At 71.1% G+C, this 25,369-nt stretch carries 20 protein-coding genes; 10 read left to right on the forward strand and 10 right to left on the reverse strand.

Features of this window, described 5'->3' with window-relative positions:
• The first annotated feature begins 106 nt into the window (after positions 1 to 106).
• From ACZ7L4_RS17675 to ACZ7L4_RS17685, 3 genes are all read left to right on the forward strand, one after another.
• A complete protein-coding gene (locus ACZ7L4_RS17675; RefSeq protein ID WP_472103436.1) occupies positions 107 to 1,525 on the forward strand; it encodes an amino acid permease in 1,419 nt (472 codons plus the stop codon).
• 150 nt (positions 1,526 to 1,675) lie between these two features.
• A complete protein-coding gene (locus ACZ7L4_RS17680) occupies positions 1,676 to 2,317 on the forward strand; it encodes a superoxide dismutase (RefSeq protein ID WP_472103438.1) in 642 nt (213 codons plus the stop codon).
• A 139-nt stretch (positions 2,318 to 2,456) separates the two neighbouring features.
• Positions 2,457 to 2,678: a hypothetical protein gene (locus tag ACZ7L4_RS17685; RefSeq protein ID WP_472103440.1), complete on the forward strand. Its 222-nt coding sequence runs from the start codon at positions 2,457 to 2,459 to the stop codon at positions 2,676 to 2,678.
• Here ACZ7L4_RS17685 and ACZ7L4_RS17690 read toward each other — a convergent pair.
• Positions 2,675 to 3,307, reverse strand: coding sequence for a mycothiol-dependent nitroreductase Rv2466c family protein (locus ACZ7L4_RS17690; RefSeq protein WP_472103441.1), 633 nt, complete (start codon positions 3,305 to 3,307; stop codon positions 2,675 to 2,677). The two genes, ACZ7L4_RS17685 and ACZ7L4_RS17690, sit on opposite strands and share 4 nt — an antisense overlap.
• Before the next feature lie 138 nt (positions 3,308 to 3,445).
• Between ACZ7L4_RS17690 and pepN (ACZ7L4_RS17695) the strand changes: the two genes are divergently transcribed.
• The gene (gene pepN, locus ACZ7L4_RS17695; protein ID WP_472103443.1) at positions 3,446 to 6,031 is read left to right on the forward strand and encodes an aminopeptidase N; all 2,586 of its coding nucleotides are present in this window, start codon (positions 3,446 to 3,448) and stop codon (positions 6,029 to 6,031) included.
• Between the two features lie 289 nt (positions 6,032 to 6,320).
• Complete coding sequence (locus ACZ7L4_RS17700; RefSeq protein WP_472103444.1) at positions 6,321 to 7,382, forward strand: hypothetical protein; 1,062 nt, start codon at positions 6,321 to 6,323, stop codon at positions 7,380 to 7,382.
• Between the two features lie 21 nt (positions 7,383 to 7,403).
• Here the strand turns inward: ACZ7L4_RS17700 and ACZ7L4_RS17705 are convergent, their stop codons facing one another.
• The 3 genes from ACZ7L4_RS17705 to ACZ7L4_RS17715 all read right to left on the reverse strand — a co-directional run bounded on the left by ACZ7L4_RS17705 (position 7,404) and on the right by ACZ7L4_RS17715 (position 11,543).
• Positions 7,404 to 8,546 carry a serine hydrolase domain-containing protein gene (locus ACZ7L4_RS17705; RefSeq protein WP_472103446.1) on the reverse strand — a complete coding sequence of 381 codons (1,143 nt, stop codon included), beginning with the start codon at positions 8,544 to 8,546 and terminating at the stop codon, positions 7,404 to 7,406.
• A gap of 131 nt (positions 8,547 to 8,677) precedes the next feature.
• Positions 8,678 to 10,450, reverse strand: coding sequence for a TIGR03767 family metallophosphoesterase (locus tag ACZ7L4_RS17710; protein WP_472103448.1), 1,773 nt, complete (start codon positions 10,448 to 10,450; stop codon positions 8,678 to 8,680).
• 643 nt (positions 10,451 to 11,093) lie between these two features.
• The gene (locus ACZ7L4_RS17715; RefSeq protein ID WP_472103449.1) at positions 11,094 to 11,543 is read right to left on the reverse strand and encodes an NUDIX hydrolase; all 450 of its coding nucleotides are present in this window, start codon (positions 11,541 to 11,543) and stop codon (positions 11,094 to 11,096) included.
• A gap of 214 nt (positions 11,544 to 11,757) precedes the next feature.
• Here ACZ7L4_RS17715 and ACZ7L4_RS17720 point away from each other — a divergent pair, with 214 nt between their 5' ends.
• On the forward strand, positions 11,758 to 15,066 hold the full coding sequence (locus ACZ7L4_RS17720) for a S8 family serine peptidase (protein ID WP_472103451.1): 3,309 nt from the start codon (positions 11,758 to 11,760) through the stop codon (positions 15,064 to 15,066).
• A gap of 618 nt (positions 15,067 to 15,684) precedes the next feature.
• On the opposite strand, the gene ACZ7L4_RS17725 is transcribed toward ACZ7L4_RS17720, so the two are convergent.
• Both ACZ7L4_RS17725 and ACZ7L4_RS17730 read right to left on the reverse strand, forming a co-directional pair.
• Complete coding sequence (locus tag ACZ7L4_RS17725) at positions 15,685 to 16,374, reverse strand: hypothetical protein (protein WP_472103453.1); 690 nt, start codon at positions 16,372 to 16,374, stop codon at positions 15,685 to 15,687.
• A gap of 1 nt (position 16,375) precedes the next feature.
• Positions 16,376 to 16,891, reverse strand: coding sequence for a sigma-70 family RNA polymerase sigma factor (locus tag ACZ7L4_RS17730; RefSeq protein WP_472103454.1), 516 nt, complete (start codon positions 16,889 to 16,891; stop codon positions 16,376 to 16,378).
• Positions 16,892 to 17,088: 197 nt separating this feature from the next.
• Between ACZ7L4_RS17730 and ACZ7L4_RS17735 the strand changes: the two genes are divergently transcribed.
• Positions 17,089 to 18,108 carry an aspartate-semialdehyde dehydrogenase gene (locus ACZ7L4_RS17735; protein WP_472103455.1) on the forward strand — a complete coding sequence of 340 codons (1,020 nt, stop codon included), beginning with the start codon at positions 17,089 to 17,091 and terminating at the stop codon, positions 18,106 to 18,108.
• A 65-nt stretch (positions 18,109 to 18,173) separates the two neighbouring features.
• Here the strand turns inward: ACZ7L4_RS17735 and ACZ7L4_RS17740 are convergent, their stop codons facing one another.
• Positions 18,174 to 18,686: a DUF1203 domain-containing protein gene (locus tag ACZ7L4_RS17740; protein ID WP_472103457.1), complete on the reverse strand. Its 513-nt coding sequence runs from the start codon at positions 18,684 to 18,686 to the stop codon at positions 18,174 to 18,176.
• Positions 18,687 to 18,810: 124 nt separating this feature from the next.
• Here ACZ7L4_RS17740 and pepN (ACZ7L4_RS17745) point away from each other — a divergent pair, with 124 nt between their 5' ends.
• Together pepN (ACZ7L4_RS17745) and ACZ7L4_RS17750 are read left to right on the forward strand one after the other, a co-directional pair.
• On the forward strand, positions 18,811 to 21,384 hold the full coding sequence (gene pepN, locus ACZ7L4_RS17745; protein WP_472103459.1) for an aminopeptidase N: 2,574 nt from the start codon (positions 18,811 to 18,813) through the stop codon (positions 21,382 to 21,384).
• Between the two features lie 47 nt (positions 21,385 to 21,431).
• Positions 21,432 to 21,659, forward strand: coding sequence for a DUF6332 family protein (locus tag ACZ7L4_RS17750; RefSeq protein WP_472103461.1), 228 nt, complete (start codon positions 21,432 to 21,434; stop codon positions 21,657 to 21,659).
• 22 nt (positions 21,660 to 21,681) lie between these two features.
• On the opposite strand, the gene alc is transcribed toward ACZ7L4_RS17750, so the two are convergent.
• Together alc and ACZ7L4_RS17760 are read right to left on the reverse strand one after the other, a co-directional pair.
• The gene (gene alc / locus ACZ7L4_RS17755; protein ID WP_472103463.1) at positions 21,682 to 22,812 is read right to left on the reverse strand and encodes an allantoicase; all 1,131 of its coding nucleotides are present in this window, start codon (positions 22,810 to 22,812) and stop codon (positions 21,682 to 21,684) included.
• Between the two features lie 59 nt (positions 22,813 to 22,871).
• The gene (locus tag ACZ7L4_RS17760; protein ID WP_472103465.1) at positions 22,872 to 23,819 is read right to left on the reverse strand and encodes a LysR family transcriptional regulator; all 948 of its coding nucleotides are present in this window, start codon (positions 23,817 to 23,819) and stop codon (positions 22,872 to 22,874) included.
• Between the two features lie 44 nt (positions 23,820 to 23,863).
• Here ACZ7L4_RS17760 and ACZ7L4_RS17765 point away from each other — a divergent pair, with 44 nt between their 5' ends.
• Positions 23,864 to 24,328, forward strand: a complete 465-nt coding sequence (locus ACZ7L4_RS17765) for a GNAT family N-acetyltransferase (protein ID WP_472103467.1) — start codon at positions 23,864 to 23,866, stop codon at positions 24,326 to 24,328.
• A gap of 3 nt (positions 24,329 to 24,331) precedes the next feature.
• Here ACZ7L4_RS17765 and ACZ7L4_RS17770 read toward each other — a convergent pair whose 3' ends face one another.
• A complete protein-coding gene (locus tag ACZ7L4_RS17770) occupies positions 24,332 to 25,267 on the reverse strand; it encodes an arsenic resistance protein (protein ID WP_472104048.1) in 936 nt (311 codons plus the stop codon).
• Positions 25,268 to 25,369 lie beyond the last annotated feature (102 nt).

Raw genomic sequence — 25,369 nt, forward strand, 5'->3', positions numbered from 1 at the left:
GTATACCGGAAACCTATTCCCTGTGAGCGGGCCGTCCGCGGAGACTGTGGCAGTTTTACGCACCGTTTACGCCAGGACCGTCACCGCTACTGAACAGGGCACACCCATGTCTGGGAACTCAGCGCAGTCCACAGCAGAGAGTGCGGACGCGCGGCCGGAGGGACAGGAGCCGGCCGAGCCGTCGCTGTCGCACGGCCTCAAGCAGCGCCATCTTTCCATGATCGCGCTCGGCGGCGTGATCGGCGCCGGCCTCTTCGTGGGCTCGGGCACCGCGATCGCCGCGGCCGGCCCGTCGATCATCCTCGCCTACGCGATATCCGGCGCGCTCGTCATGCTCGTGATGCGCATGCTGGGCGAGATGGCGGCCGCGTACCCGGCCTCCGGCTCCTTCTCGGTACACGCCGAGCGGGGCATCGGTCCGTGGGCGGGCTTCACGGCCGGCTGGTCCTTCTGGTTCCTGCTCTGCGTGGCCGTCGGCCTGGAGGGCATCGGCGCGGCGGGCATCGTGCACGGCTGGGTGCCGGGCGTCCCGGAGTGGGCCTGGGTGGCCCTCTTCATGCTGCTGTTCACGGTCACGAACCTGTCGGCCGTGAAGAACTTCGGTGAGTTCGAGTTCTGGTTCGCCGCCCTCAAGGTCGGCGCGATCGTCCTCTTCCTCGTCATCGGCGTCCTGGCGATCCTCGGTGTGCTGCCCGACGTCGACGCCCCCGGCATGTCCAACCTCACCGGCCACGGCGGCTTCATGCCGAACGGCACGGAGGGGCTGATCGTCGGCCTCCTGGCCTCGGTCTTCGCGTACGGCGGTCTGGAGACGGTGACGATCGCCGCCGCCGAGTCGGAGCACCCGATCCAGGGCGTCGCGAAGGCGGTCCGCACCGCGATGTGGCGCATCGCGCTCTTCTACGTCGGCTCGATGGCGGTCGTGGTCGTGCTCCTGCCCTGGACGGCGAAGGAGATCCCGACCAAGGGCCCGTACGTCGCCACGCTGGACTACCTGGGCGTCCCCGCGGCCGGCCAGATCATGAACGTGGTCATCCTCGTCGCCCTGCTCTCCGCGATGAACGCCAACATCTACGGCGCCTCGCGCATGGCCAGTTCGCTGGTCGCCCGCGGCATGGGCCCGAAGGTCATCGGCAGGATCACCAACGGTGTGCCGCGCGTCGCCGTCCTGATGTCGGCCGTCTTCGGCTTCGTGTGCGTGCTGCTCAGCTACTGGCGCCCGGACGACGTCTTCGCCTGGCTGCTCAACACCATCGGCGCGATCATCCTCGTCGTCTGGTTCTTCATCGCGGTCTCGCAGCTGGTGCTGCGCCGCAAGCTGGAGCGCGAGGCACCGGAGAAGCTCGTCGTGAAGATGTGGGCGTACCCCTACCTGACGATCATCGCGCTCGTCGGCATGGTCGCCGTCTTCGTCCTGATGGCCCGCGAGCACGACACGCGGATCCAGCTGTACTTCTCGGGCGGCCTGGCGGTCATCCTCGCGGTGGTCGGTTACGCCCGGCAGAAGATGGCGGAGAAGAAGTAGCCGCACCCGTTCGCGGTTCAACGCGAAGGGCCCCCGGACCACTTGGTCCGGGGGCCCTTTCGTTGTGCCCGCCCGTTGCGACCGGCACTCCTGCTGTTAGCCTGCACTTGCAATAGAGTTGCAATAAGCAGTCGGAGGGCACGGAGAGACATGGCCACGTACACGCTTCCTGAGCTTCCGTACGACTACGCGGCGCTTGAGCCGGTCATCAACCCGCAGATCATCGAGCTGCACCACGACAAGCACCACGCGGCGTACGTGAAGGGCGCGAACGACACCCTGGAGCAGCTGGCCGAGGCCCGCGACAAGGAACAGTGGGGCTCCATCAACGGCCTGGAGAAGAACCTGGCCTTCCACCTCTCCGGCCACATCCTGCACAGCATCTACTGGCACAACATGACCGGCGACGGCGGCGGCGAGCCGCTCGCGGCGGACGGCGTGGGCGATCTCGCGGACGCGCTGACGGAGTCCTTCGGCTCCTTCGCGGGCTTCAAGGCGCAGCTGACGAAGGCCGCGGCCACCACGCAGGGCTCCGGCTGGGGCGTCCTCGCGTACGAGCCGGTGAGCGGGCGGCTCATCGTCGAGCAGATCTACGACCACCAGGGCAACGTCGGTCAGGGCTCGACCCCGATCCTCGTCTTCGACGCCTGGGAGCACGCGTTCTACCTGCAGTACAAGAACCAGAAGGTCGACTTCATCGAGGCGATGTGGCGGGTCGTCAACTGGCAGGACGTGGCCAAGCGGTACGCGGCCGCGAAGGAGCGGGCGTACAACCTGCTGCTGGTGCCGTGACCGGCACCGCGTGATGCGTCCCGCCTCGTGATCGTCTTCTCACCGTTCACGCGCGGCGGGCGGAAAAGGGACGGGCCCCCGCGAGGATGTGACTCGCGGGGGCCTGTCGGTAGGGGTGGTTCCGGGGGAACGTAAGCGCATGGCGTTTACACAGAACCTGAGCTGTGCGGGGTGCGGCTCCCACGAGGAGCACGTACACCTCACGAAGACCCAGGAGGAGTGGCTCCGCACGAAGGAGCCCGAGCTGACGAGCGCGGAGAGCCACTCCTACTGGAAGTGCACCAAGAAGGGCTGCCGCACCCTGCGGCACCGCTGGCAGGCGGCCAAGACCTACACCTTGCCGCCTCCCGAGGACGGCTAGTCGAAGATCGGGCCCTGCGTGCGCGTGCGCTTCAGTTCGTAGAAGCCCGGGACCGAGGCGACGAGGAGCGTGCCGTCCCAGAGCTTGGCCGCCTCCTCGCCCTTGGGCGCCGGGGTGACGACGGGGCCGAAGAAGGCGATCTGGTTGCCGTCGGCTCCCGGCACCGCGATGACCGGCGTGCCGACGTCCTGGCCGACCAGGTCGATGCCCTCCTTGTGGGAGGCGCGGAGCTCCTCCTCGTACTTCGTGCCGTCCCAGTGGTCGAGGAGCGAGGCGGGCAGACCGACCTCCTCCAGCGCGCCGGCGACGGCCTCCTTCGTGGGGCCCTCGCCGCGATTGTGGATACGGGTGCCGAGCGCGGTGTAGAGGTCGCCGAGGACCTCCGCGCCGTGCTCCTGCTGCGCGGCGATGACGACGCGGACCGGGCCCCAGGCCTGGGTGCGCATCATCTCCTGGTACTCCTCCGGCAGCTCGTCCAGGCGCGGCTCGTTGAGCACCGCGAGGCTCATCAGGTGCCAGCGGACCTTGATGTCGCGGACCTTCTCCACCTCCAGGACCCAGCGCGAGGTCATCCAGGCCCAGGGGCACAGCGGGTCGAACCAGAAGTCGACGGGGGTCTTCTCGGACATGGTTCTCCTCAAGGTTCACCGGGTGGTCTCGGCTGCGGCAACGCGGTCCGTGCCCGGTCCATTCCCCGATGTCCGGTGTCGGAGCCGCGTGCGAGGATCGTAGGCGGCTGAACAGTTACGTCACAAAGGAGTGCCGCCGTGCCCGGTGAGAATCTGTCCCGCGACGAGGCCCGCGAGCGGGCCGGACTGCTGTCCGTCGACGGGTACGAGGTGGCGCTCGACCTGCGCTCCGCGGTCGGCGACTTCGCCGGCGAGGGGCCGCGCACCTTCCGTTCGGTGACCACGATCCGGTTCCGGTCGAACGACGCGGGGGCGAGCACGTTCGTCGACCTGATCGCCCCGTCCGTCACCGCCGTGTCGCTGAACGGCGAGGACCTGGACCCGGCGGCCGTGTTCGACGGCAACCGCATCCAGCTGGACGGCCTGGCGGAGGACAACGAACTGGTGGTCGACGCCCAGTGCGCCTACTCGCGCACCGGCGAGGGCATGCACCGCTTCGTCGACCCCGAGGACGGCGAGGTCTACCTCTACACGCAGTACGAGCCGGCCGACGCGCGCCGCGTGTTCGCCAACTTCGAGCAGCCCGACCTGAAGGCGCCGTACCGGTTCAGCGTGCAGGCCCCCGAGGGCTGGACCGCGTGGTCCAACGGCGCGGGCGAACTGGTCGACGGGGTCTGGCAGTTCGCCGAGACCAAGCCGATCTCGACGTACATCACGGCGGTCGTCGCCGGCCCCTACCACTACGTGACGGACACGTACGAGCGGTCCTTCGACGACGGCTCGAAGCTCGTCGTGCCGCTCGGCGCGATGTGCCGCAAGGGCCTCGCCCCGTACTTCGACGCCGACGACGTCTTCACCGTCACCAAGCAGGGTCTCGACTTCTTCCACGACAACTTCGACTACCCGTACCCCTTCGGAAAGTACGACCAGGCGTTCGTGCCCGAGTACAACCTCGGTGCCATGGAGAACCCCGGGATGGTCACGTTCCGCGAGGAGTTCATCTTCCGCGGGAAGGTCACGCAGGCGTCCTACGAGCGGCGCGCGAACGTGATCCTGCACGAGATGGCCCACATGTGGTTCGGCGACCTCGTCACCATGCGCTGGTGGGACGACCTGTGGCTGAAGGAGTCCTTCGCCGACTTCATGGGCGCGTTCTCGATGGTGGAGGCGACGCGGTTCACGGACGGCTGGATCACCTTCGCCAACAACCGGAAGTCGTGGGCGTACCGGGCGGACCAGCTGCCGAGCACGCACCCGATCACGGCCGACATCCGTGACCTGGAGGACGCGAAGCTCAACTTCGACGGCATCACGTACGCCAAGGGCGCCTCGGTCCTGAAGCAGCTCGTCGCGTACGTGGGCCGTGACGCGTTCCTCGAAGGCGCGCGCCGGTACTTCAAGCGGCACGCGTACGGGAACACCGAGCTGGGCGATCTGCTGTCCGCCCTGGAGGAGACGAGCGGGCGCGACCTCGCCGCCTGGTCGCGGTCCTGGCTGCAGACCGCGGGCGTCAACTCGCTTACGCCGCAGGTCACGTTGAGCGCGGAGGGGCGGATCACCGAGCTGGCCGTCGTGCAGGAGGCGGCCGAGTCGCACCCCGAACTGCGGCCGCACCGGGTGGCCGTGGGCCTGTACCGGCGTACGGCGGGCGGCGCGGTCGAGCGGTACGCGCGCGCCGAGGTGGACGTGGACGGGCCGCGGACCGTGGTCGACGAGCTGGCCGGGGCCGAGGCTCCGGAGCTGGTCCTGGTCAACGACGACGACCTCACGTACTGCAAGATCCGCTTCGACGAGGGCTCGCTCGCGACGCTGCGGGAGCGGCTGGGCGATGTCTCCGACCCGCTGGCGCGGGCGCTGTGCTGGTCGGCGCTGTGGAACGCGACGCGGGACGCGCTGATGCCGGCGCGGGACTTCATCGACCTCGTCCTGCGCTTCGCCGGTCGCGAGTCCGACATCGGCGTACTCCAGATGCTGCACGCGTGGGCGCGCTCGGCGCTCACCCACTACGCGGCGCCCGAGTGGCGCGAGACCGGCGGGCGGCTGCTCGCCGAGGGGGCGCTCAAGGAACTGCGGATCGCGGAGCCGGGGAGCCAGCACCAGCTGACGTGGGCGCGGTTCTTCGGCGCGGTCGCCTCCAGCGAGGCCGATCTGCAGCTGCTGCGGGGCCTGTTGGACGTGGACGGCGGCGCGAAGATCGACGGGCTCGAGGTCGACCAGGAGCTGCGCTGGGCGTTCCTTGAGACGCTCGCGACGTACGGGGTGGCGGACGAGTCCGTGCTGGCGGCCGAGCTGGCGCGGGACGACACCGCCTCCGGCAAGCGGCACCAGGTGCGGTGCCTCGCGGCGCGTCCTTCGGAGGCCGTGAAGGCGCAGGCGTGGGCGCAGGTCGTGGAGTCGGACGCGCTCTCCAACGCGCTGGTGGAGGCGACCATTTCGGGGTTCCAGCAGCCGTCGCAGCGGGCGCTCACCGCGGGGTACGCGGAGAAGTACTTCGCCGTGATCGAGCGGGTGTGGGGGGAGCGGTCGATTCAGATCGGGATGGATGTGGTGCGGGGGCTGTTCCCGGGGCTGCAGGATTCGGCGGCGACGTTGGAGGCCACGGATGCGTGGCTCTCCGAGCATGAGCAGGCGGCGCCTGCGTTGCGGCGGCTTGTGCTTGAGGCGCGGGACGATTTGGCGCGGGCGCTGCGGGGGCAGGCGTGCGACGTGGCTGCCTCGAGGTAACCGGGATGTGGCGGTACCCCGGGGTTGCGGCCTCGGGGCTCTGCCCCGGACCCCGCTGCTCAATCGCCGCAGGGGCTTGATTTACCGGCACCGGCGTCCTGCCGCCCAAGGCGGCAGATTGCCCGAGTCAGGTGGTGTTACCAAATGCTGGCATTCGTGGCCGTAACCCGGCGCTCGCCAGCGTTTTTCGGCAGGTTGGTGCGGGAGCTTTAGGGCGGGGATGTCCCGAGTTTCCTACGGGGACGTAACAGCGGTTAGGTGGGGGTTCCGGGGCGGGAATGGCCGGGTCATGAACCAGAACACCCCCGCCCCGCTCTCCCCCCGCCCCCTGCGTCACCTCACCCAGAACCAGCGGCAGCTGATGAGTGCCGCGCAGTTGAAGGCGCACGGTGTCGGCGCCGCCGCCGTGTCCGAGCAGTGCCGGGCCGGTGGGGCCTGGCAACAGTTGCTGCCAGGTGTGTACTTGTTGCACCCCGGCCCGCCCAGCGACGAGGAGCGGCTGCACGCCGTGCTGCTGTACTCGGGGCGGGCCCCCGAGCGGCGCGGGCGCCCCGACGGCGTACCCGCGCAGCACACGCCCGACCGCGCGCCGTACACCGACACCATGGTCACCGGGCTCGCCGCCCTCGCGCTGCACGGTTTCTCCGCCGCTCCCCCGCTGGCCTCGCTCGACCGCATCGACGCGCTCGTGCCGCGCACCCGCCGGCTGCGCTCCACCGCCTTCGCGCGGCTGACCCGGACCACCGTCCTGCCGACTCCCGTGCAGCTGCGGGGAGTTCCGGTCGTCCCCGTGCCGCGGGCGCTCGCCGACGCGGTGGCCCAGCTGTCCGACGCGAGCACCGTGCGGCGGCTGCTCACCGAGGCCGTGCGCGGCGGGCACTGCGAACCGGCCGTTGTCGTACGGGAGTTGTCGCAGGCGCGGCTGCTGACCAGGCCGTACGTCGTCGACGCCGTCGACTCGCTGCTCGCCGAGGGGCGCAGCATCGCCGAGGACCGGCTGTACGCGATGGTGCGCGAGCACGGGCTGCCCGACCCCGTCTGGAACGTGGACCTGCGGCTGCCCGGCGGCCCGCACCTCGGCGGCGTCGACGCGTTCTGGCCCGACCACGCGGTGGCCCTGGAGCTGGACACCCGGGCGCCGCGCCAGGGCCACCGGCAGGACGACACCGGGCTCTGGAGCGAGTACGCCCGCAAGCGCGAGCACCTGGAGCGGCTCGGGATCACGGTCGTGCACCTCACCCCGAAGAAGCTGCGCGAGTCGACCGAGCGGCAGGCCGCCATCGTGCGGACCGCGCTGATGGCTTCCGGGGACCGGGACCCGGCGGCGTACGTCGTGGTCCTGCCGAGGTGAGCGGGCGGGAGGGCGGGCCGGCTACTTGCCGCAGAACTCCGCAAGCACCACCTTCGCCTGGTCGCCCGCCCAGTCCCCGTTGAAGTTGAACGCGAGCGCGTGGTCGCCGTCCGCCGTGGTCAGGGCCAGTGTCGAGGAGCCGTGGATGCCGCCGCTGTGGCCCCAGACCGTCTTTCCGCAGGGCAGGTCCTCCCGCATCAGGGCGAGGCCGTAGCGGGTGTTGGGTGCCTCCGGGTCGGTGGGGACCGTCGTCTTCATCTCCTTGAGCTGGCGGGCCGGGAGCAGTTCGCCGCGCAGCAGTGCGGTGTAGAAGGTGTTCAGGTCCTTGGAGTCGGAGATGATCTCGCCCGCGGCGCCCGCGATCGACGGGTTGAGCTCGGTGACGTCGACCGGGGTTCCGCTGCCGTCCGCGGTGAGCTTGGAGTACGCGCGGGAGGCCGGGCGCGGGACCGTGGGGTCGGTACCGGGCAGCGACGTGCCGGTCATGTGGAGCGGGCCGAGGATGCGCTCGCGGATCTCCTCGGCGTACGGGCGGCCCGTGACGCGCTCGACGATCATGCCCGCGAGGACGAAGTTGGTGTTGGAGTAGGCCCACTTCGCGCCCGGGTCGAAGTCGGGCTTGTGGCGGGTGGCCACCCGGACGAGCTCGGTCGGGGTCCAGGTGTCGTAGCGGTGCTTCAGGAAGCCGTCCTTGGCGAAGACCTTGAGCTGGAAGTCCTTGTCGGCCGTGTAGTTGAAGATGCCGCTGGTGTGGTTGAGGAGCTGCCGGAGGGTGATCTTCGTGCCGTCGTTGCCGTTGCCCTCGATCAGACCGGGCAGCCAGTGGTCCACGGTGTCGTCGAGGCGGAGTCTGCCCTCGGCCTCCAGCTGGAGCAGGACCGTGGCGACGAAGGTCTTGGTGAGCGAGCCCGCGCGGTAGTGGTCGTGGGCGCCGCGGCGACCCGCCGTCCCGTTCCAGGCCCGGACGCCGTCCACGGCCCGGGCGGTGGCGCCGGGGACTCCGGCGCGGACCGCGGCGTCGAGCGCCTGTTGGGTCGCCCGGTGGTCGCCGCGGTCGGTTGCGCCGTCGGGCACCGCGACGGCCGGGGCGGCGAGTGCCCCGGTCGCGACCGTCGTGATGGCGAGTACGGTCGCCGCCCCCAGCTTGATCGTGCGCTGCAGCATGCTTCTCCCTCAATCCGTAAAGGCCGTGATCCGTAAGGGCCTTGGTCCGTAAGGGCCGTTGGTCGGTTCGGCCGGAGGGACTCGAGGGGCTGCTGCGGGGGTTGCTTCGGTTTGTTCCGGTTGAGCCGGTTTCAGCCCTTCCGCAGGACGAGTTCGGTGTTGCGGTCGCCCGGGGTGCCGGAGAGGGTGGCGCGGGAGCCGGGGGCGTTGAAGGAGAGCTCCCGGTAGAGGGCGGCGAGGCCGGTCTGCGTGAGGTCCGTGAAGTCGGTGCGGTGCGGGGCCGAGGACTCGATGAGCGTGGTGAAGACGGAGAGCGTGCCGTCGCGGTTGTCGGCGACCTCGATGATGCGCGCGAGCTGCGGGAAGTCGACGTGGGACGCGGTGGAGATCTCCCAGAACCCGGTGCCGCCGTCGGCGCCCGGATGTGGCGTGATGTCGTTCTTGTGACTGTGTCCGTTCACCCAGGCGAGGACGGGGCGGTGGGCCGCGAGCAGGGCGGCCAGCTCCTCGCCGCCGTGCCGCGCCTCACCGGCGTGGTTCGGGTCCTCGCGGAGGTTGCGCATCGTCTTGGACGTGTGGTGCGAGAAGACGAGGACGTGGTCGCCACGCCGCTCGGCCGCCTTCAACTCGCGCTTCAGCCAGTTCAGTTGAGAGGTTCCGATCGACCCCTCGTAGTGGCCGGCCGGGTCCGTGGTGTCGAGGCTGATGCCGAGGACGTCGTCGGAGATCCGGAACACGTAGTGCTGGGTCGCGTCGGCCAGGTTGGCCTGGGTGTAGCCGTGGCCGATCGGGCCCGGGCCCATGTGGGCGGGGTCGAGGTGGGCCGCGACGTACTCGGTCGGCGTGAACGGGGCGCGCGCCTCGTCGGGCGTCACCCGGCGCATCTTGCGCCTGTGCGAGACGAGCAGCTCCTTGAACGCCTTGCCCTTCGGGTCGCCGCCGCTCTGCACGTTGTCCCAGATCGCCTTGCCGGTGGCGGTGTCCAGGTCCATCAGCTTGCGGCCGCCCACGGCGAACTCGGCGAAGTACGGGTCCGCGGGCGCGTAGCAGCCGCCGGGCAGCGAGTCGTGGTTGCCGACCGTGGAGTACCAGGGGAGGTTCAGGCCGGGGCTGCGCAGTTCGGCGATGGCCGCGTCCAGGAAACCGGGGATGCGGGGGAAGCCGTGGTCCCGCTTGTCGGCGTCCCGGAAGGCGTCGTCCGGCTGCCAGTAGAGCGGGAGCCCGCTGTTCTGGACGCCCTCGTAGTGGCGGGGGTCGCCGGTGTTGGGGCTGATGCGGCCGCCGCTCATCGCCTTGAGGAACCAGTCGAGTTCGGAGCGGGCGTTGTTGTCGGTGTTGTCGCCCGTCGTCATGACGAAATGGAGGGGTGAGGCGGTGACGGGGGCGCCGCGCAGGGCGTTGACGCGCTCCACGAGGGCGACGGCCCCGGCGACGCTCAGTGCCTCCTGCGGGCGCCAGGCGCTCGCGGTCTGCGAGCGCAGGTACTCGTAGCGCAGGGGGTGTTGTACGTCGACCAGGTGGAGGTCGGTGAACTGGACGAACGCGGCGAGGGGCTTCCGCTTGGCCTCGCGGCCGCCGTGGGCGGAGCCGAGTTCGGTGCGGACGACGCGTTCCCAGGCCGGTCCGTCGCCCAGGCGCCGGTAGCCGGAGCCCGCGGCGGCGGTGGCGACCGCGGCGAGGGTGGTGCCGCGGGTGTACGGGGCGAGGGGGGCGGCGGGGGCGTTGCGGGACATCGCCCGGACCGGGGCGGTGGTGGTGGTCTGGTGGGCGGCGGCGCGGGTCGCGCCGCCAGGGCCCAGGGCGTATCCGATACCGGCCGAGAGGGTCACCGCGCCGGTCGCGGTCAGGAATGCGCGGCGGTCGATCTCTGCGGCGGCTGTGGTGACAGAGCGTATGCGCGGCATGGCGCGGTCTCCCCGAGTGCGAACGCGTCGACAGTGACGGCCAGGGCGGTCCGGTCGGACCGTCCTTCCGTACTGGATCGTTGGCAGCGGGGGTGACCTGCGCGTGAACGGCGCCGCAACGGGCGCCGCCGATCACGTACGTGGATCTAGGGCCGGTCGTGGGTGCGCCGCATCGTCACGCGGGGGTGGGCCCCGGGCGCCCCCGCGGTCACGCCGTGTTCATCTTCCGGGGAAGGGGGGGGCGGGACCCGTCATCCCCGTTGCGCTGCACCGGGGGCCGGGGCCTTGCCGGGGCGGCGCCCGTCGTCATGGGTGCGCTGCACCGGGCGCCGCCTTGCCCACCCTGCCGCCCAAGGCGGCAGATTGCCCAAGGCGGTTGCGGCCGACCGCAACGGGTGGGGAGCCGTTCCGGCGGCCGGTTGCCCAAGCCGGGTGCGGCACCCCGCGAGGCCGACGCCCCTGGAGGGGGCGGGTGGTGGGAGATGGGCGGCGGCAGGGGCCATCGGGGGCGGGTGGGCAATATCAAGCCCCTGCGGCGATTGAGCAGCGGGGCGCGGGGCAGAGCCCCGATCTTTTCCAGCCCCGCCGGCGATTGAGGCGCGGGGTCCGGGGCGGAGCCCCGTGGCCCGGGGACGGGTCGGCGTCACGCCAAGACGTGGCCGGAGGGCGGACGGTCGCGCCACAGAGACATGCCCACATCGACCAGTTCCACCCGGGGAAGGTCCTCGACCGCCGCGAGGTCGTGCCACGCGGCCATGTCCGTCGACCCGTTCTCCTCGTGGCGCAGCGCACCCCCGGTGATCACCCCCTCGTACACGATCCGCAACCCGTGGAAGTCCGCCATCTTCCCGAGCTTGCGCGGATAGCGCCGCAGCACCGAGTGGACACCGAGCAGGGCCACAGGATCGACGACGTACCCCGTCTCCTCGTCGACCTCCCGGATCACCGTGTCGTACGGGTCCTCACCGTGGTCCATCCCCCCGCCCGGCAGGGTCCACCGCTTGCTCCCGTCCCCCGCGACCCACCGGGCCAGCAACACCCGCCCCTCCCGGACGCACACCGCGTAGGCCGCCACCCTCAGCTCTTTGTTCATCCCCTGACGCTAGAGGCATCCGCCCTCCGGTGCAGGTGTTACGCGCCTTGCCGGTCCCGTCACGGTTTGGGCGGGATGACGCATGGCGGAAGTACGCCATGGCGAGTTCCCGGCTCGGGCAACTCTCCCCAAACTGTGGTCACTTACGTAAAGCTGAGCGGTCATCCGGCACCGAAATCCGGATTCCTTTCACCTTTTACGTACAGGGATGCTGATGACCACCGATCCCCAACGCGCCCCCATATCCGGCGCGAGACGCGCGGCCCGGCTCGCGGCGGCCGCGGGACTCGTGGCCGCGCTCACCGCGACCGGGCCGATACCCATGGCCTTCGCCGCGGACGCGGACCCCGCCCCGACCCCGAAGTCCGCGAGCGACAAGCTCGGCGCGCAGGACGCCGAACTCCTCGCCGACGCCAAGGCCGACGGCAAGAAGACCGTGACCATGATGGTCGCGACCACCCCAGGAAAGACCGAGCAGGTCGCCGACCAGCTCGACGCCGTCAAGGGCGGCTCCGTGGGCCGCACCTACGACAAGCTCGGCTACGTCCGGGCGACCGTGCCGACCGGCCGCGCCGAGTCCGCCATCGAGTCCGCGGAGAAGCTCGACTCCGTGCGCGGCATCGACCTGCGCCAGGAGATCGCGCTCGACGACCCGAGCCCGTCCGCCGACGCCGCGAAGGGTGCCGCCAAGAAGGCCACCGGCTCGTACAGCGGCCCGGGCAAGAGCACCCCCGCCAAGAACCCGTACAACCCGTCCTTCGAGACGGGCGCCGTCGACTTCGTGAAGCAGCACCCGAAGTCGGACGGCCGCGGCGTCACCATCGGCATCCTCGACTCGGGTGTCGACCTCGGCCACCCGGCGCTGCAGAAGACCACCACCGGCGAGCGCAAGATCGTCGACTGGGTCACCGCGACCGACCCGATCGTCGACGGCGACGCCACGTGGCGGCCGATGGTCACGAAGGTGAGCGGGCCGACGTTCACGTACAACGGCCGCACGTACAAGGCCGCCTCCGGCTCGTACGGGATCAGCACCTTCGCCGAGTCCGTCACGGCCGGCGGCGACGCCAAGGGCGACGCGAACCGCGACGGCGACACCACCGACAAGTGGGGCGTGCTCTACGACGCGGCCAAGGGGACGGTGACCGTCGACCTCAACGACAACGGCGACTTCACCGACGACACCCCGATGAAGCCGTACAAGGACGGCTACCAGGTCGGCTACTTCGGCAAGGACAACCCGTCCACCGATGTCGTCGAGCGCCAGCCGTTCGTCGTCGAGGTCCGCAAGGACGTCCCGATGGACCCGTACGGCGGCGACTGGGTCGGCAAGAAGGCCGACTTCGTCAACATCGGCGTCATCGAGTCCGAGCACGGCACGCACGTCGCGGGCATCACCGCGGCCAACGGCCTGTTCGGCAACAAGAACATGAACGGTGCCGCGCCCGGCGCCAAGCTGGTCTCCTCGCGGGCCTGCACCTGGACCGGCGGCTGCACCAACGTCGCGCTCACCGAGGGCATGATCGACCTCGTGACGAAGCGCGGCGTCGACATCGTCAACATGTCGATCGGCGGCCTGCCCGCGCTGAACGACGGCGCCAACGCCCGCGCGCTGCTCTACACCCGCCTCATCGACGACTACGGCGTGCAGCTGGTCATCTCGGCGGGCAACTCGGGCCCCGGCGCGAACACCATCGGCGACCCCGGCCTCGCGGACAAGGTGCTGTCCGTCGGCGCGAGCATCTCCAAGGACACCTGGGCCTCCAACTACGGCTCCCAGGTCGAGAAGTCGTACGCGATGATGCCGTTCTCCTCGCGCGGCCCGCGCGAGGACGGTGGCTTCGCGCCGCTGATCTCGGCCCCCGGCGCCTCCATCAACTCCACCCAGACCTGGCTGCCGGGCAGCCCGACCCCGGAGTCCGGCTACTCGCTGCCCGCCGGCTACTCGATGCTCCAGGGCACCTCGATGGCCTCTCCGCAGGCGGCGGGCGCGAGCGCGCTCCTCATCTCGGCGGCCAAGCAGCAGAAGGTGTCGCTGACCCCGGCGAAGCTGCGCACCGCGCTCACCTCGACCGCGAAGCACATCCCGGGCGAGCAGGCGTACGCGGAGGGCACGGGCCTCATCGACATCGTCGACGCGTGGGACTCCCTCAAGGACAGGCCCAGCGACCGTACGTACACGGTGAAGGCACCGGTCGACACCGCGCTCGACTCCGCGCTGAAGACGCCGGGCTTCGGCACCGGCATCTACGACCGCGAGGGCGGGCTCAAGGCCGGGCAGAAGAAGACGTACGACGTGGTGATCACGCGTACGTCGGGCTCTTCGAAGGCCGTCGCGCACAAGCTGTCGCTGAAGAACAACTCCGGTGACACGTTCTCGATCGTCGGCGCCGGCACGGTGTCGCTGCCGCTGAACAAGCCGGTGACCGTGAAGGTGCAGGCGAAGCCGTCCGCCGCGGGGCTGCGCAGCGCGATCCTGCGGGTCGACGACCCGAAGACGGAGGGCGTGGACCAGCAGATCATGGCGACGGCCGTCGTCTCCTCGCCGGTCAAGTACACGTTCTCCGCGAAGGGTTCGGTGCAGCGCAACAGCGTGAAGTCGTACTTCGTGACGGTGCCTCAGGGCGCCACGTCGCTCGAGGTGCGGATGGGCGGGCTCGCGGCGAAGAGCCAGACCCGGTTCATCTCCATCCACCCGTACGGCGTCCCGGTCGACTCGACGTCGACGCCCGACTGCTACCCGAACTACGGGGACGGCACGGGCAACGGCTGCCGTCCCGACCTGCGCTCGTACGACGCGCCGCAGGCCGGTGTCTGGGAGATCGAGGTCGAGGCGCGGCGTACGTCGCCGCTGCTCGACAACCCGTACGCGCTCGACGTCGCCGTGCTCGGCGCGGACTTCGACCCGGCGGTGCAGACGCTGCCCGAGGCGAAGGTGGGCACGCCCGCCGATGTCACGTGGAAGGTGGCGAACAAGTTCGCGGCCATCAACGGCGGCAAGCTGAAGGGCGGTGCGCTCGGCTCCTCGAAGACGGCGCGGCCGACCATCGCGAACGGGGCGTCGCAGACGTCGACGGTCGAGGTTCCCGAGGGCGCCGACAAGCTCGACGTCACCATCGGCAATGTGTCCGACCGGGCCGCCGACCTCGACCTCACGGTCCTCGACAAGGACGGCAAGGTCGTCGGGTCCTCGGCCGACGGCGACTCCGAGGAGTCCGTGAGTGTCGCGAAGCCGGCCGCCGGTACGTACACGGTGCAGGTCGACGGGTACTCGGTGCCGTCCGGGTCGACCGAGTACGACTACGTCGACGTGTTCTTCGCGCCGTCGCTCGGCACGGTGAAGGTCGACGAGTCGAAGCCGGTGTCGCTGGCGACGGGGGCGTCGGCGGATGTCTCCGCGCAGGTTGTCGCGGCGGCTGCGGCGCCTGAGGGGCGGGAGTTCTTCGGTGAGGTGCGGTTGCTGAATGAGCGGGGCGTTGCGGCGGGAGTCGGCAGCGTCAAGATCGCCAAGGTCACGCCTTAGCCTCCGGCTGAGCGGGATCCGGGGGGGGCGGTCACCTGCGGGTGGCCGCCCCTCCGCACGAATCCGCTTCTGCCGCACCGCCGTTACGGCCACGGGGCTCCGCCCCGGACCCCGCTGCTCAATCGCCGCAGGGGCTTGATTTGCCCACCCGTCGCCGGGGCTCGATTGACCAAGCCGCTGCAGGGGCCCATTGCCCCGCCGCTCGTCGCCAAGGCCAGAGTGCCCCGCCCCCCCCCACCCGCAGGCCATGGCCCCTGCGGCCCTTGCCCGGAGCCCCGCTCACCTCCCACCACCCGCCCCCTCCGGGGGCATCGCCCCGAACGGGGTGGCAGCGCCAACCGGTGCGCGACACCGACCACTTGCGGTAACCGCCGTCCGGGAACGGCACCGACAGCTCGAGGTCCGCGTCGTCCGTGAGCGGCACGGTCCCTGAGGTTGCCACGGGGCACAGCGCCGGTCGTTCTCGGCGCGCGGTGCCGTGATGTCCGGCCCTGCGTGATGCCTACCGGGAGCACTCCGGGGCTGGAGCCCCCGGAGGGGGCGGGAGGGTGGGAGGTGAGCGGGGAACGGGGAACGGGGTACGGCGTCCCGGCCGGGTATGGCGTCCCGCCCCCCGCCTCAAGGCGAACCGCATCGGAGGCTCCGGGCCTCCGGTAGCCACCGCAGGATGTTCGACCGCTCCTCCGTCACCGCCCGGCCCGTCTTCCAGTCCTGGCGGTCGGCCGGGCGCTCCGGTACCCGGATCAACGTGTACGTCCCCGGCCGGAGGTCCTTCTCGGCCGCGCCGTCCAGCGTCACCGTCAGCGTGTGGGCGCGCGTCGACCGTTCGGGGCGGTAGGAGCGCTTGACGTCGAGGACGACCCGGACGTCGCCGTCGGCGCGCGGCGTGATGCTGGTCACCCGGCCCTCCACCAGGATCCGCGAGCACGCGATCCGCATCGCCTCCGAGGAGGCGGCAGACTTACCGCCGCCCTGGGACACCGCCTTGTCGCTCGCCGAATCCGCGTCTCCGCCGCCCCCCGGCGCACTCACCCCGAGCCACACAAGGCCCCCGAAGAGCGACGCGGCGCAGGCCACGACGAGCCCGCCGAAGGCGAGCCGCAGCGGGCGGCGCGTACGTACCGGCACAGGTGGAGGCACCGGCGCCGGGTCCGGGCGGGACGCCAGCGCCTCGCCGAGCCCCCGCACCTGTTCCCGCAGCAGCGCGACATCCGCCGCGACCGCCGCCGCGTCGGGGTCGTCGGCCGGCAGCGACTCCCCGGTCACGGCCAGCATCAGCAGCCGGTCCTCGGACTCAGCGCCGTTCACGTCACACCACCTCCCCTTCGCGCAGCCGCACCCGCAGCATCCGCACCGCCGTGTGCAGGCGGCTCTTCACGGTGCCCTCCGGCACGCCCAGCTCCGCCGCGATGTCCCGCACGGGCAGATCCGCGTAGAAACGCAGCACCACCACCTGCCGCTGCTCGTCCGGCAGCTGGTCGAGGCCCTGCGCCACCGCCATCGACAGGACGCGGGTGTCGGCCGCGTCACGTGTGTCCTCCTGGCGCAGCGCGGCGAGCCGCTCGCCGAGGCGTTCCTGGCGGCGCCGCGCCCGGTGCCAGTCCATGGCGAGGTTCGAGGCGACGACCGCCGCCCAGGCCGAGACGTCGCGGGGCGCCTCCTGGCCCTTCGCGGCCCGTTCCAGGAGCCTCAGCCGTACTTGCTGCACACCGTCCGGCAGGTCCCCGTACGGCACTCCGCCGAGCGACAGCACGGCGCGCACCCGGTCCTCGACGGCCGCCTCCAGGGGGTCGTCCGGCCGGCCCCTCGGTTTTCTGCGCAGCACTGCGCCTCCCCTCCCCGCGTACGCCCTACGACGCCGAAGGAGCCGGAAACGTTCGCCGAGGGCGCTTGAAACTGTGGCCAGTGCCATACCGTCCCGGACCCTGGACAATGGATTGGACAAGGCGGGCCTGGACAGACGCATCATGGACACACCCGTCAGGCCGGATGGCCGCTTGCACGAAAATCACGGAGGACCCTGTGAAGGTCGGAATCGTCGGAGCCACCGGTCAGGTCGGCACGGTCATGCGCAAGATCCTCGTCGAGCGGGACTTCCCGATCGACGAGCTGCGCCTGTTCGCGTCGGCCCGCAGCGCGGGCAAGGTGCTCGACGGCGTGACGATCGAGGACGCGTCGACGGCCGACTACAGCGGGCTCGACATCGTCCTGTTCTCCGCCGGTGGCGCCACCTCCAAGGCCCTCGCCGAGAAGGTCGCCTCCCAGGGCCCGGTCGTGATCGACAACTCCTCGGCCTGGCGCAAGGACCCCGAGGTCCCCCTCGTCGTCTCCGAGGTCAACCCGCACGCGATCGCGAACCGCCCGAAGGGCATCATCGCGAACCCGAACTGCACGACGATGGCCGCGATGCCGGTCCTGCGTCCGCTGCACGACGAGGCGGGCCTGGAGGCCCTGACCGTCGCCACGTACCAGGCGGTGTCCGGTTCCGGCCTCGCGGGCGTGGCCGAGCTGCACGGCCAGGCGCAGAAGGTGATCGCGGAGGCCGACAAGCTGACGCACGACGGCGAGGCCGTCGACTTCCCCGAGCCGGACGTGTACGCCCGCCCCATCGCCTTCAACGTCCTCCCCATGGCCGGCTCGATCGTCGACGACGGGCTGAACGAGACGGACGAGGAGCAGAAGCTCCGCAACGAGTCCCGCAAGATCCTGGAGATCCCGGACCTGAAGGTCTCGGGCACCTGCGTGCGCGTCCCGGTCTTCTCCGGCCACTCGCTCCAGGTCAACGCCCGTTTCGCCCGCCCGATCAGCCCGGAGCGCGCCACGGAGCTGCTGGCGAAGGCGGAGGGCGTCGAGCTCTCCGACATCCCGACCCCGCTCCAGGCGGCCGGCAAGGACCCGTCGTACGTGGGCCGCATCCGCAACGACGAGACGCTGGAGAACGGCCTGGCGCTGTTCATCTCCAACGACAACCTCCGCAAGGGCGCCGCGCTGAACGCGGTGCAGATCGCGGAGCTGGTGGCGCAGGAGCTGTCGGCCAAGTAAGTCGCCTTGCGTCGCCGTAGGGGCGGTCACCGGATTTCCGGTGGCCGCCCCTCGCGCGTTCGGGGTCAGGGGCGCGCCACCGCGAAGTGCAGGCAGCCGTACTCGACGGCCCTGACGTGCACGAGCACCACGTCGGGGTCGGCGAACGCCTCGTCGAGGGCCGCGTCGATCCCGGCCGACGGATCGTCCGCCGGGATCTCCAGGAGGCGGCCGCCCGCGATGTGGCCGCGGGCGTCGTAGCGGCGCAGGGTGCGCAGCGCGCCGGGGCGGGCGAAGGGGTGGCCGGTCCGGTCGGCCGCCGGGCCGCCGCAGTCCTCGGCGTGGATGAAGACCGGGCCCTGCTCGTCGTACGCGCCGGGGGTCGCGCCCGTCCGTGCCGCCCAGCGGCGCAGCGGGGCGTACGAGACGAGGGCGATGCGCTCGCCCTCGGCGATGGGCCTGAGGCAGCAGCGCAGCGGCGAGCCGACCGAGGCCTCGCCGCTCGCCGTGAACGGACGCATCGCGCGGCCCGCGTCGTCGGTGACGCGGAGTTCCTTGAGGGCCGTCGGGTCGATGGGAAGTGCGGTGTACCTGGTCATGGCTCCACGGTCGCTCCGGGCACGCGTGTTCACCGGCGGGAAACGGACATCGCCTTCGCGTACCCCGCGTGGAAGGATGACCGGAAACGTCACAAACGTAGACCGCTTACTAGGAGATGACCGCGTGCCTGGCACCAATCTGACCCGTGAAGAGGCGCAGCAGCGGGCGAAGCTGCTCACCGTTGACTCGTACGAGATCGATCTCGACCTCTCCGGCGCGCAGGAAGGCGGCACGTTCCGGTCGGCGACCACCGTGCGCTTCGACAGCGCGGAGGCGGGCGCCGAGACGTTCATCGATCTCATCGCCGACGCCGTGCACGAGGTGGTGCTCAACGGCCGTTCGCTCGATGTCGCCGCCGTGTTCCGCGACTCGCGGATCGCGCTGAAGCACCTGGAGGCGGGGCCGAACGAGCTGAAGGTCGTCGCCGACTGCGCGTACACGAACACGGGCGAGGGGCTGCACCGCTTCGTCGACCCGGTCGACGAACAGGCCTATCTGTACACGCAGTTCGAGGTTCCGGACGCGCGGCGCGTGTTCGCGAGCTTTGAACAGCCGGACCTCAAGGGGACCTTCCAGTTCACGGTGAAGGCGCCGAGCGGCTGGACCGTGATCTCCAACTCGCCGACGCCGGAGCCGAAGGACGACGTCTGGGCCTTCGAGCCGACGCCGCGCATCTCGACGTACATCACGGCGCTGATCGTCGGCCCGTACCACAGCGTCCACTCGTCGTACGAGAACCCGGAGACGGGCCAGTCCGTCCCGCTGGGCATCTACTGCCGGCCCTCGCTCGCCGAGTTCCTCGACTCGGACGCGATCTTCGAGGTGACGCGGCAGGGCTTCGACTGGTTCCAGGAGAAGTTCGACTACGCGTACCCCTTCGCCAAGTACGACCAGCTGTTCGTGCCGGAGTTCAACGCCGGGGCCATGGAGAACGCGGGCGCCGTCACCATCCGCGACCAGTACGTGTTCCGGTCCAAGGTGACCGACGCCGCGTACGAGGTGCGGGCCGCGACGATCCTGCACGAGCTGGCCCACATGTGGTTCGGCGACCTGGTCACCATGGAGTGGTGGAACGACCTGTGGCTGAACGAGTCGTTCGCGACGTTCGCCGAGACCGCCTGCCAGGCGTACGCGCCGGGCTCGAAGTGGCCGCACTCGTGGACGACGTTCGCCAACCAGATGAAGACGTGGGCGTACCGGCAGGACCAACTGCCGTCCACGCACCCGATCATGGCGGACATCAGCGACCTCGACGACGTGCTGGTGAACTTCGACGGCATCACGTACGCGAAGGGCGCCTCGGTCCTCAAGCAGCTCGTCGCCTACGTCGGTATGGACGAGTTCTTCCAGGGCGTGCAGGCGTACTTCAAGCGCCACGCGTTCGGGAACACGCGCCTCTCCGACCTCCTCGGCGCCCTTGAGGAGACCAGCGGGCGCGACCTGAAGTCCTGGTCGAAGGCGTGGCTGGAGACGGCAGGCATCAACGTCCTGCGCCCGGAGATCGAGACCGACGCGCACGGCGTCATCACCTCGTTCGCCGTCCGCCAGGAGGCCCCCGCGCTGCCCGAGGGCGCCAAGGGCGAGGCGACGCTGCGCCCGCACCGCATCGCGATCGGCTTCTACGACCTCGACGACGAGTCCGGGAAGCTGCTGCGCGGCGAGCGCGTCGAACTCGACGTCACGGCGACGGAGTCGACGCAGGTCCCCGACCTCGTCGGCAAGCGCCGCCCCGCGGTGATCCTGCTCAACGACGACGACCTGTCGTACGCGAAGGTCCGCCTCGACGAGGAGTCCCTGGCCTTCGTCACCCAGCACCTCGGCGACTTCGAGGCCTCGCTGCCGCGGGCGCTGTGCTGGGCGTCGGCCTGGGACATGACGCGCGACGCCGAGCTGTCGACGAGCGCGTACCTGGACCTGGTGCTCAGCGGCGTCGGCAAGGAGTCCGACATCGGCGTCGTGCAGTCGCTGCACCGCCAGGTGAAGCTCGCCGTCGACCTGTACGCGGCGCCCGCCCACCGGGACGCGCTGCTCACCCGCTGGACCGAGGCGGCCCTCGCCCACCTGCGGACGGCGGAGGCGGGCAGCGACCACCAGCTGGCGTGGGCCCGCGCGTTCGCGGCGAGCGCCCGTACGCCGGAGCAGCTCGACCTCCTGGAGGCCCTGCTCGACGGGTCGCAGACGATCGAGGGCCTTGCCGTCGACACCGAGCTGCGCTGGGCGTTCGTGCAGCGGCTCGCGGCGGTCGGGCGCCACGACGAGGCGGAGATCGCGGCCGAGTACGAGCGGGACAGGACGGCGGCCGGTGAGCGGCACGCGGCCAGCGCCCGCGCGGCGCGGCCGACCCCGGAGGCGAAGGCGGAGGCGTGGGCCTCGGTCGTCGAGACCGACAAGCTGCCGAACGCGGTGCAGGAGGCGGTGATCGGCGGCTTCGTCCAGACCGACCAGCGCGAGCTGCTCGCGCCGTACACGGAGAAGTACTTCGCGGCGCTGAAGTCCGTCTGGGACTCCCGCTCCCACGAGATGGCGCAGCAGATCGCCATCGGCCTCTACCCGGCGATCCAGGTGTCCCAGGAGACGCTGACCGCGACGGACGCGTGGCTGTCGTCGGCCGAGCCGAGCGCGGCGCTGCGCCGCCTGGTGTCGGAGTCGCGGGCGGGCGTGGAGCGCGCGCTGAGGGCGCAGGGCGCGGACGCATAACGCCGCAGGCCCGGTCCCCGTGCCCCCGGTCGTGTGAGACTGGGCGCATGGGGGCCGGGCGGGAATCGCGGGTGGAGAAGGACGCGATGACGGTGGAGATCGTCTACGCGTTGGTGAGCGGCGTGGTGATCGGCGCTGTGGTGACGTTGGTCGCCGTCGCGATCTTCACGGTGCCGCTCACGCCGTACGGGGCGACGCTCGGCGGCCTCGTCGGCTTGGCACACATCGTGCGTGTACTGCGCCGGTTCGACCGGGAGCGCCGCCTCGGGCGGTGAAGTCCCGTGCGTACGGGGGCTGTTACTGCGTGAAGCGGTCGCGGAGCGCCTTGCGGCCGGTCTCCGTCAGGCTGCCGTGCACACGCATCCGGGCCACGCCCCCGTCGGGGAACGCGTCGAGGCGTACGTGAGTGGCCACGGCCTCCTTCGGGAGCTTGAAGCGGTGCAGAGTGTCGGGCTGCAGCTTGGTGCGCGGGATGATCTCGAACCACTCGCCGGTCTCGCCGTCGCGGCCGCTCAGCGCGATCCAGCCGGCCGAGTTGCCCTTGAGGTACGCCGTGTCGATCTCGACGGCGCGGATGGTGCCCTGCGCGGCGAGGCGGAAGCGGACCCAGTCGTTGGTGTCGCGGACGCGGCGACGGCGGTTCTCCCAGCCGTCGTCCATCTTCTGCGACGTGCCCGGCAGGATGATCTGCGTCGGCGACGAGTAGAACTTGTCGGACGCGTCCTCGTAGGCGCCGCCGTTGAGCACCGAGGCCAGGTCGAAGGTGCCGAGCAGGTCGAGCCACTCCGGGTCCGGGACGACCTCGCCGTGCACGCGCAGCCGGGCGATGCCGCCGTCGGGGTGCTGGCAGACGCGGAGGTGCGTGTAGCGGCGCTCGGACGTGATGGTGAAGGCGTTCGCCGCGTGGCCCTTGACCTGGCTCTTCGGGACGATCTCCTCCCACTTCACGTCGTCGGCGAGCAGCTCGTCGGGGCCGGGCGAGCCGGCCACGTTCGTCGCCTGGATGCTCACCTTCTGCGGGTAGTTGCCGCGGAAGTGGGCGGTGTCGACGATCACGCCGCGGATCACGCCGGGCGCGCCGAGCCGCACGATGGCCCAGTCGTGCTCCTCCGGTGCCGGGAACGGGGAGTCCGCAGTCCCCCTGCGCCTGCGGGTCTCCCAGCCGTCCATGACCTTGCCCTTGTGGCCGAAGTGCTCCGGGTCGAACACCGCGCGGTGGCGGAGCAGCAGGTTCTCGCGCATCGCGAAGAACTCGTCGTTCGCGGCGATGACGCCGCCGCCGAGCCGCCGGTCGGCGAGGTCGACGAGGTCGGCGAAGGCCTCGGCGTCACCGAAGGTGCGGTAGTCGGCGTACGGGTCGCCGCCTCCGTAGGGGGCGGCGTCGTTGGCGTGCGGGTCCTGGTCCTGGGCGGGCGTCGTCTGGGTCATGGGCCCACTTTCGCGCGCGACGCGCCGACAGGTCCATCGAAAGTTTTCGAGGTGGCCTTTCAGTTTTCCTGAACGTTTTCCCGAACGTCGTCCTGGACGGTCAGCGCTTCCAGGACCCTGCGCACCGCCGTCCCCTCCTCCGAGCCCTTCCGTACGGCCGCCACCACGTGCCGTACGGGGCGGTCCGCGCCGAGCGGGCACATCACGACGCCGTCCCTGCGCGCCGCCGCCATCCGCGGCACGAGCGCGACGCCCATCCCGGCCTCGACCATGGCGAGGATCGCGGTCCACCCGGCGGCGCTGTGCGCCTGCTCCGGGACGAAGCCGGCGGCCTCGCACGCGTTCGTGGTGATCTCCGACCAGGGCCCTGACCCGCCGAAGATCCACGGCTCCCCCGCGAGATCGGCGAGCCGCAGGCCCGGCTCGCCCGCCAGCGGATGCCCCACCGGCAGCGCGACGTCCAGCGGGTCGGCGAGCAGCGGCACCCGCGTGAACTTGGGGTCGCGGGGCGTCGGCGCGTGCGCGGCAAGGGACAGGGCGAGGTCCACGTCGCCGGTGGCGAGCAGCTCGTACGCCTCGCCTGCCTCCGCCTCCCGCACCCGGACGGTGATGCCGGGGTGCGCCGAGCGCAGCTGCCGCACGGCGGGCACCACGAGCGCGGGCACGGCGGTGGAGAACGCGGCGACCCGCACGGTTCCCGTCTCGCCGTGCACCCACTGCGCCAGCTCGGCGTCCGCGCGCTCCAGCTGGGCGAACACGACCTCCGCGTGCCGCAGTACGAGCTGCGCGGCGTCGGTGAGCCGCACGCGCCGGCCCTGCGCCTCCAGGAGCGGCACGCCGAGCTGCTTGGCGAGGTTGGTGAGCTGCTGCGAGACGGCGGACGGCGTCATGAGCAGCGTCTGCGCGGTGGCGGTGACGGTGCCGCACTCCCGCAGGGTGCGCAGGATCACCAGCTTCTTCACGTCCCACCGGTCGGGTCCCGGCACTCGTTTCTCGCTGCTGCTCATACGCCACAACGTATCCGCTCGCGCGCCGGTCCTACGCTGACCTCATGTCTCCTGACTGCCGCCTCCGCCCGGCCCGCCCCGACGAGGCGGCACGCCTTTCCGCCCTCGCGCTGCGCTCGAAGGCGCACTGGGGCTACGACGAGGCGTTCATGGCGGCGTGCGTGGACGAGCTGACGCTGCGCCCCTCCGAGGTCGTGCGCCGCCGTACGACCGTCGCCGAGGGCGCGGACGGCCGGCTCCTCGGCCTGGTCACGCTCGAAGGGCCGCCGCCGGTGGGCGAGCTGGGCCTGATGTTCGTCGACCCGGACGCGATCGGCCTCGGGGTGGGCCGGCTGCTCTTCGACCACATGCGGGAGGCGGCGCGAGCGGCCGGGTTCCGCGCGGTGGGCTGGTCGGCGGACCCGAACGCGGTCCCGTTCTACGAGGCGATGGGCGGGCGGCACGTGGGCGTGACTCCGTCGGGGTCGGTGCCGGGACGCACGCTTCCTTTGATGGAACTACGACTGTGACGCTCAGGCGAGCAGGCGCGGTACCGCCCGTACGTAGACCACCATGCCGACGACCTCGACCAGGGTCTGGGTGACGACCACGACCGCGGCGACGGCCAGGGGGTCCGGCAGGGAGAGGGCGAGCGGGAGGACGACGAGGGAGTTGCGGGTGGCGCCGGTGAAGACGACGGCCCGGCCGGAGGGCACGTCGAGCTTGAAGAGGCGGGCAACGGCGCGGCCCGCGAACGCCATCACCAGCAGGAACAGCACGTAGAACGGGACGACGCGCGCCACGTCCCCGAGGTTGTCGTCCAGCTTGGGCAGCTGGGAGGCGACGACGGTCAGCAGGGTCGCGGCCATGAGCGGCACCATGGCCGTGCCCATCGCGTCGGACACGCGCTGTCCGGCGGGGCGGCGGGCGGCCCAGGCCTGGGTGAGCCAGGCGAGGGCGAGCGGGGCGACGATGAGCGCGAGGAATGCCTCGACGAACGGGCCCGCCTCCACGACATCGCCCAATCCCTCCCCCATGAACAGATACAGATACCCCGGCAGCAGCACCATCTGCGCGAGCAGCAGCAGCGGTGTGGCGGCGAGGAGCCGCCTGCTCGCGGCGCCCGCGAGGCCGCTGAAGACGATCACGTAGTCGACGCACGGGCAGAGCAGCACGAGGAGCACGCCGAGGCGGACGGCGCGGTCGTCGGGCAGGAAGGTGAACATGGCGGCGACGACCAGGGGCACGACGAGGAAGTTGACGCCGAGCGCGGCGGCCAGGAAGCGGTCGGCGCGCAGCGACCGGAGCAGCTCCGCCGCGGGGACCTGGAGGAAGGTGACGTAGAGCAGGGCGGCGAGCACGGGATTGATACCCCGCTCGAGCCCGCCCCCGACACCGGGCACAACCACCCCGACGCCGCCTCCGGCCACCATCGCCCCCAGGTACACGGGCACCTGGTGCCGCTCCATCCACTCCGTCGCACTCACGCCCCGACGTTAACGGTTGGCCGTGGCCGGGACCGCCGCCCCGGTTGCGCGGCACCGGGGCTCCTGACCTCGCCCGCGGCCGGG

Source organism: Streptomyces sp. NPDC107575 (assembly GCF_055657265.1).

Bases quoted from the DNA above. Each gene is read 5' to 3' on its own strand.
- ACZ7L4_RS17675 (WP_472103436.1), top strand. From the start codon at position 107: ATGTCTGGGAACTCAGCGCAGTCCACAGCAGAGAGTGCGGACGCGCGG.
- ACZ7L4_RS17680 (WP_472103438.1), top strand. From the start codon at position 1,676: ATGGCCACGTACACGCTTCCTGAGCTTCCGTACGACTACGCGGCGCTT.
- ACZ7L4_RS17685 (WP_472103440.1), top strand. From the start codon at position 2,457: ATGGCGTTTACACAGAACCTGAGCTGTGCGGGGTGCGGCTCCCACGAG.
- ACZ7L4_RS17690 (WP_472103441.1), bottom strand. From the start codon at position 3,307: ATGTCCGAGAAGACCCCCGTCGACTTCTGGTTCGACCCGCTGTGCCCC.
- ACZ7L4_RS17700 (WP_472103444.1), top strand. From the start codon at position 6,321: ATGAACCAGAACACCCCCGCCCCGCTCTCCCCCCGCCCCCTGCGTCAC.
- ACZ7L4_RS17705 (WP_472103446.1), bottom strand. From the start codon at position 8,546: ATGCTGCAGCGCACGATCAAGCTGGGGGCGGCGACCGTACTCGCCATC.
- ACZ7L4_RS17710 (WP_472103448.1), bottom strand. From the start codon at position 10,450: ATGCCGCGCATACGCTCTGTCACCACAGCCGCCGCAGAGATCGACCGC.
- ACZ7L4_RS17715 (WP_472103449.1), bottom strand. From the start codon at position 11,543: ATGAACAAAGAGCTGAGGGTGGCGGCCTACGCGGTGTGCGTCCGGGAG.
- ACZ7L4_RS17720 (WP_472103451.1), top strand. From the start codon at position 11,758: ATGACCACCGATCCCCAACGCGCCCCCATATCCGGCGCGAGACGCGCG.
- ACZ7L4_RS17740 (WP_472103457.1), bottom strand. From the start codon at position 18,686: ATGACCAGGTACACCGCACTTCCCATCGACCCGACGGCCCTCAAGGAA.
- ACZ7L4_RS17750 (WP_472103461.1), top strand. From the start codon at position 21,432: ATGGGGGCCGGGCGGGAATCGCGGGTGGAGAAGGACGCGATGACGGTG.
- alc (WP_472103463.1), bottom strand. From the start codon at position 22,812: ATGACCCAGACGACGCCCGCCCAGGACCAGGACCCGCACGCCAACGAC.
- ACZ7L4_RS17760 (WP_472103465.1), bottom strand. From the start codon at position 23,819: ATGAGCAGCAGCGAGAAACGAGTGCCGGGACCCGACCGGTGGGACGTG.
- ACZ7L4_RS17765 (WP_472103467.1), top strand. From the start codon at position 23,864: ATGTCTCCTGACTGCCGCCTCCGCCCGGCCCGCCCCGACGAGGCGGCA.
- ACZ7L4_RS17770 (WP_472104048.1), bottom strand. From the start codon at position 25,267: ATGGAGCGGCACCAGGTGCCCGTGTACCTGGGGGCGATGGTGGCCGGA.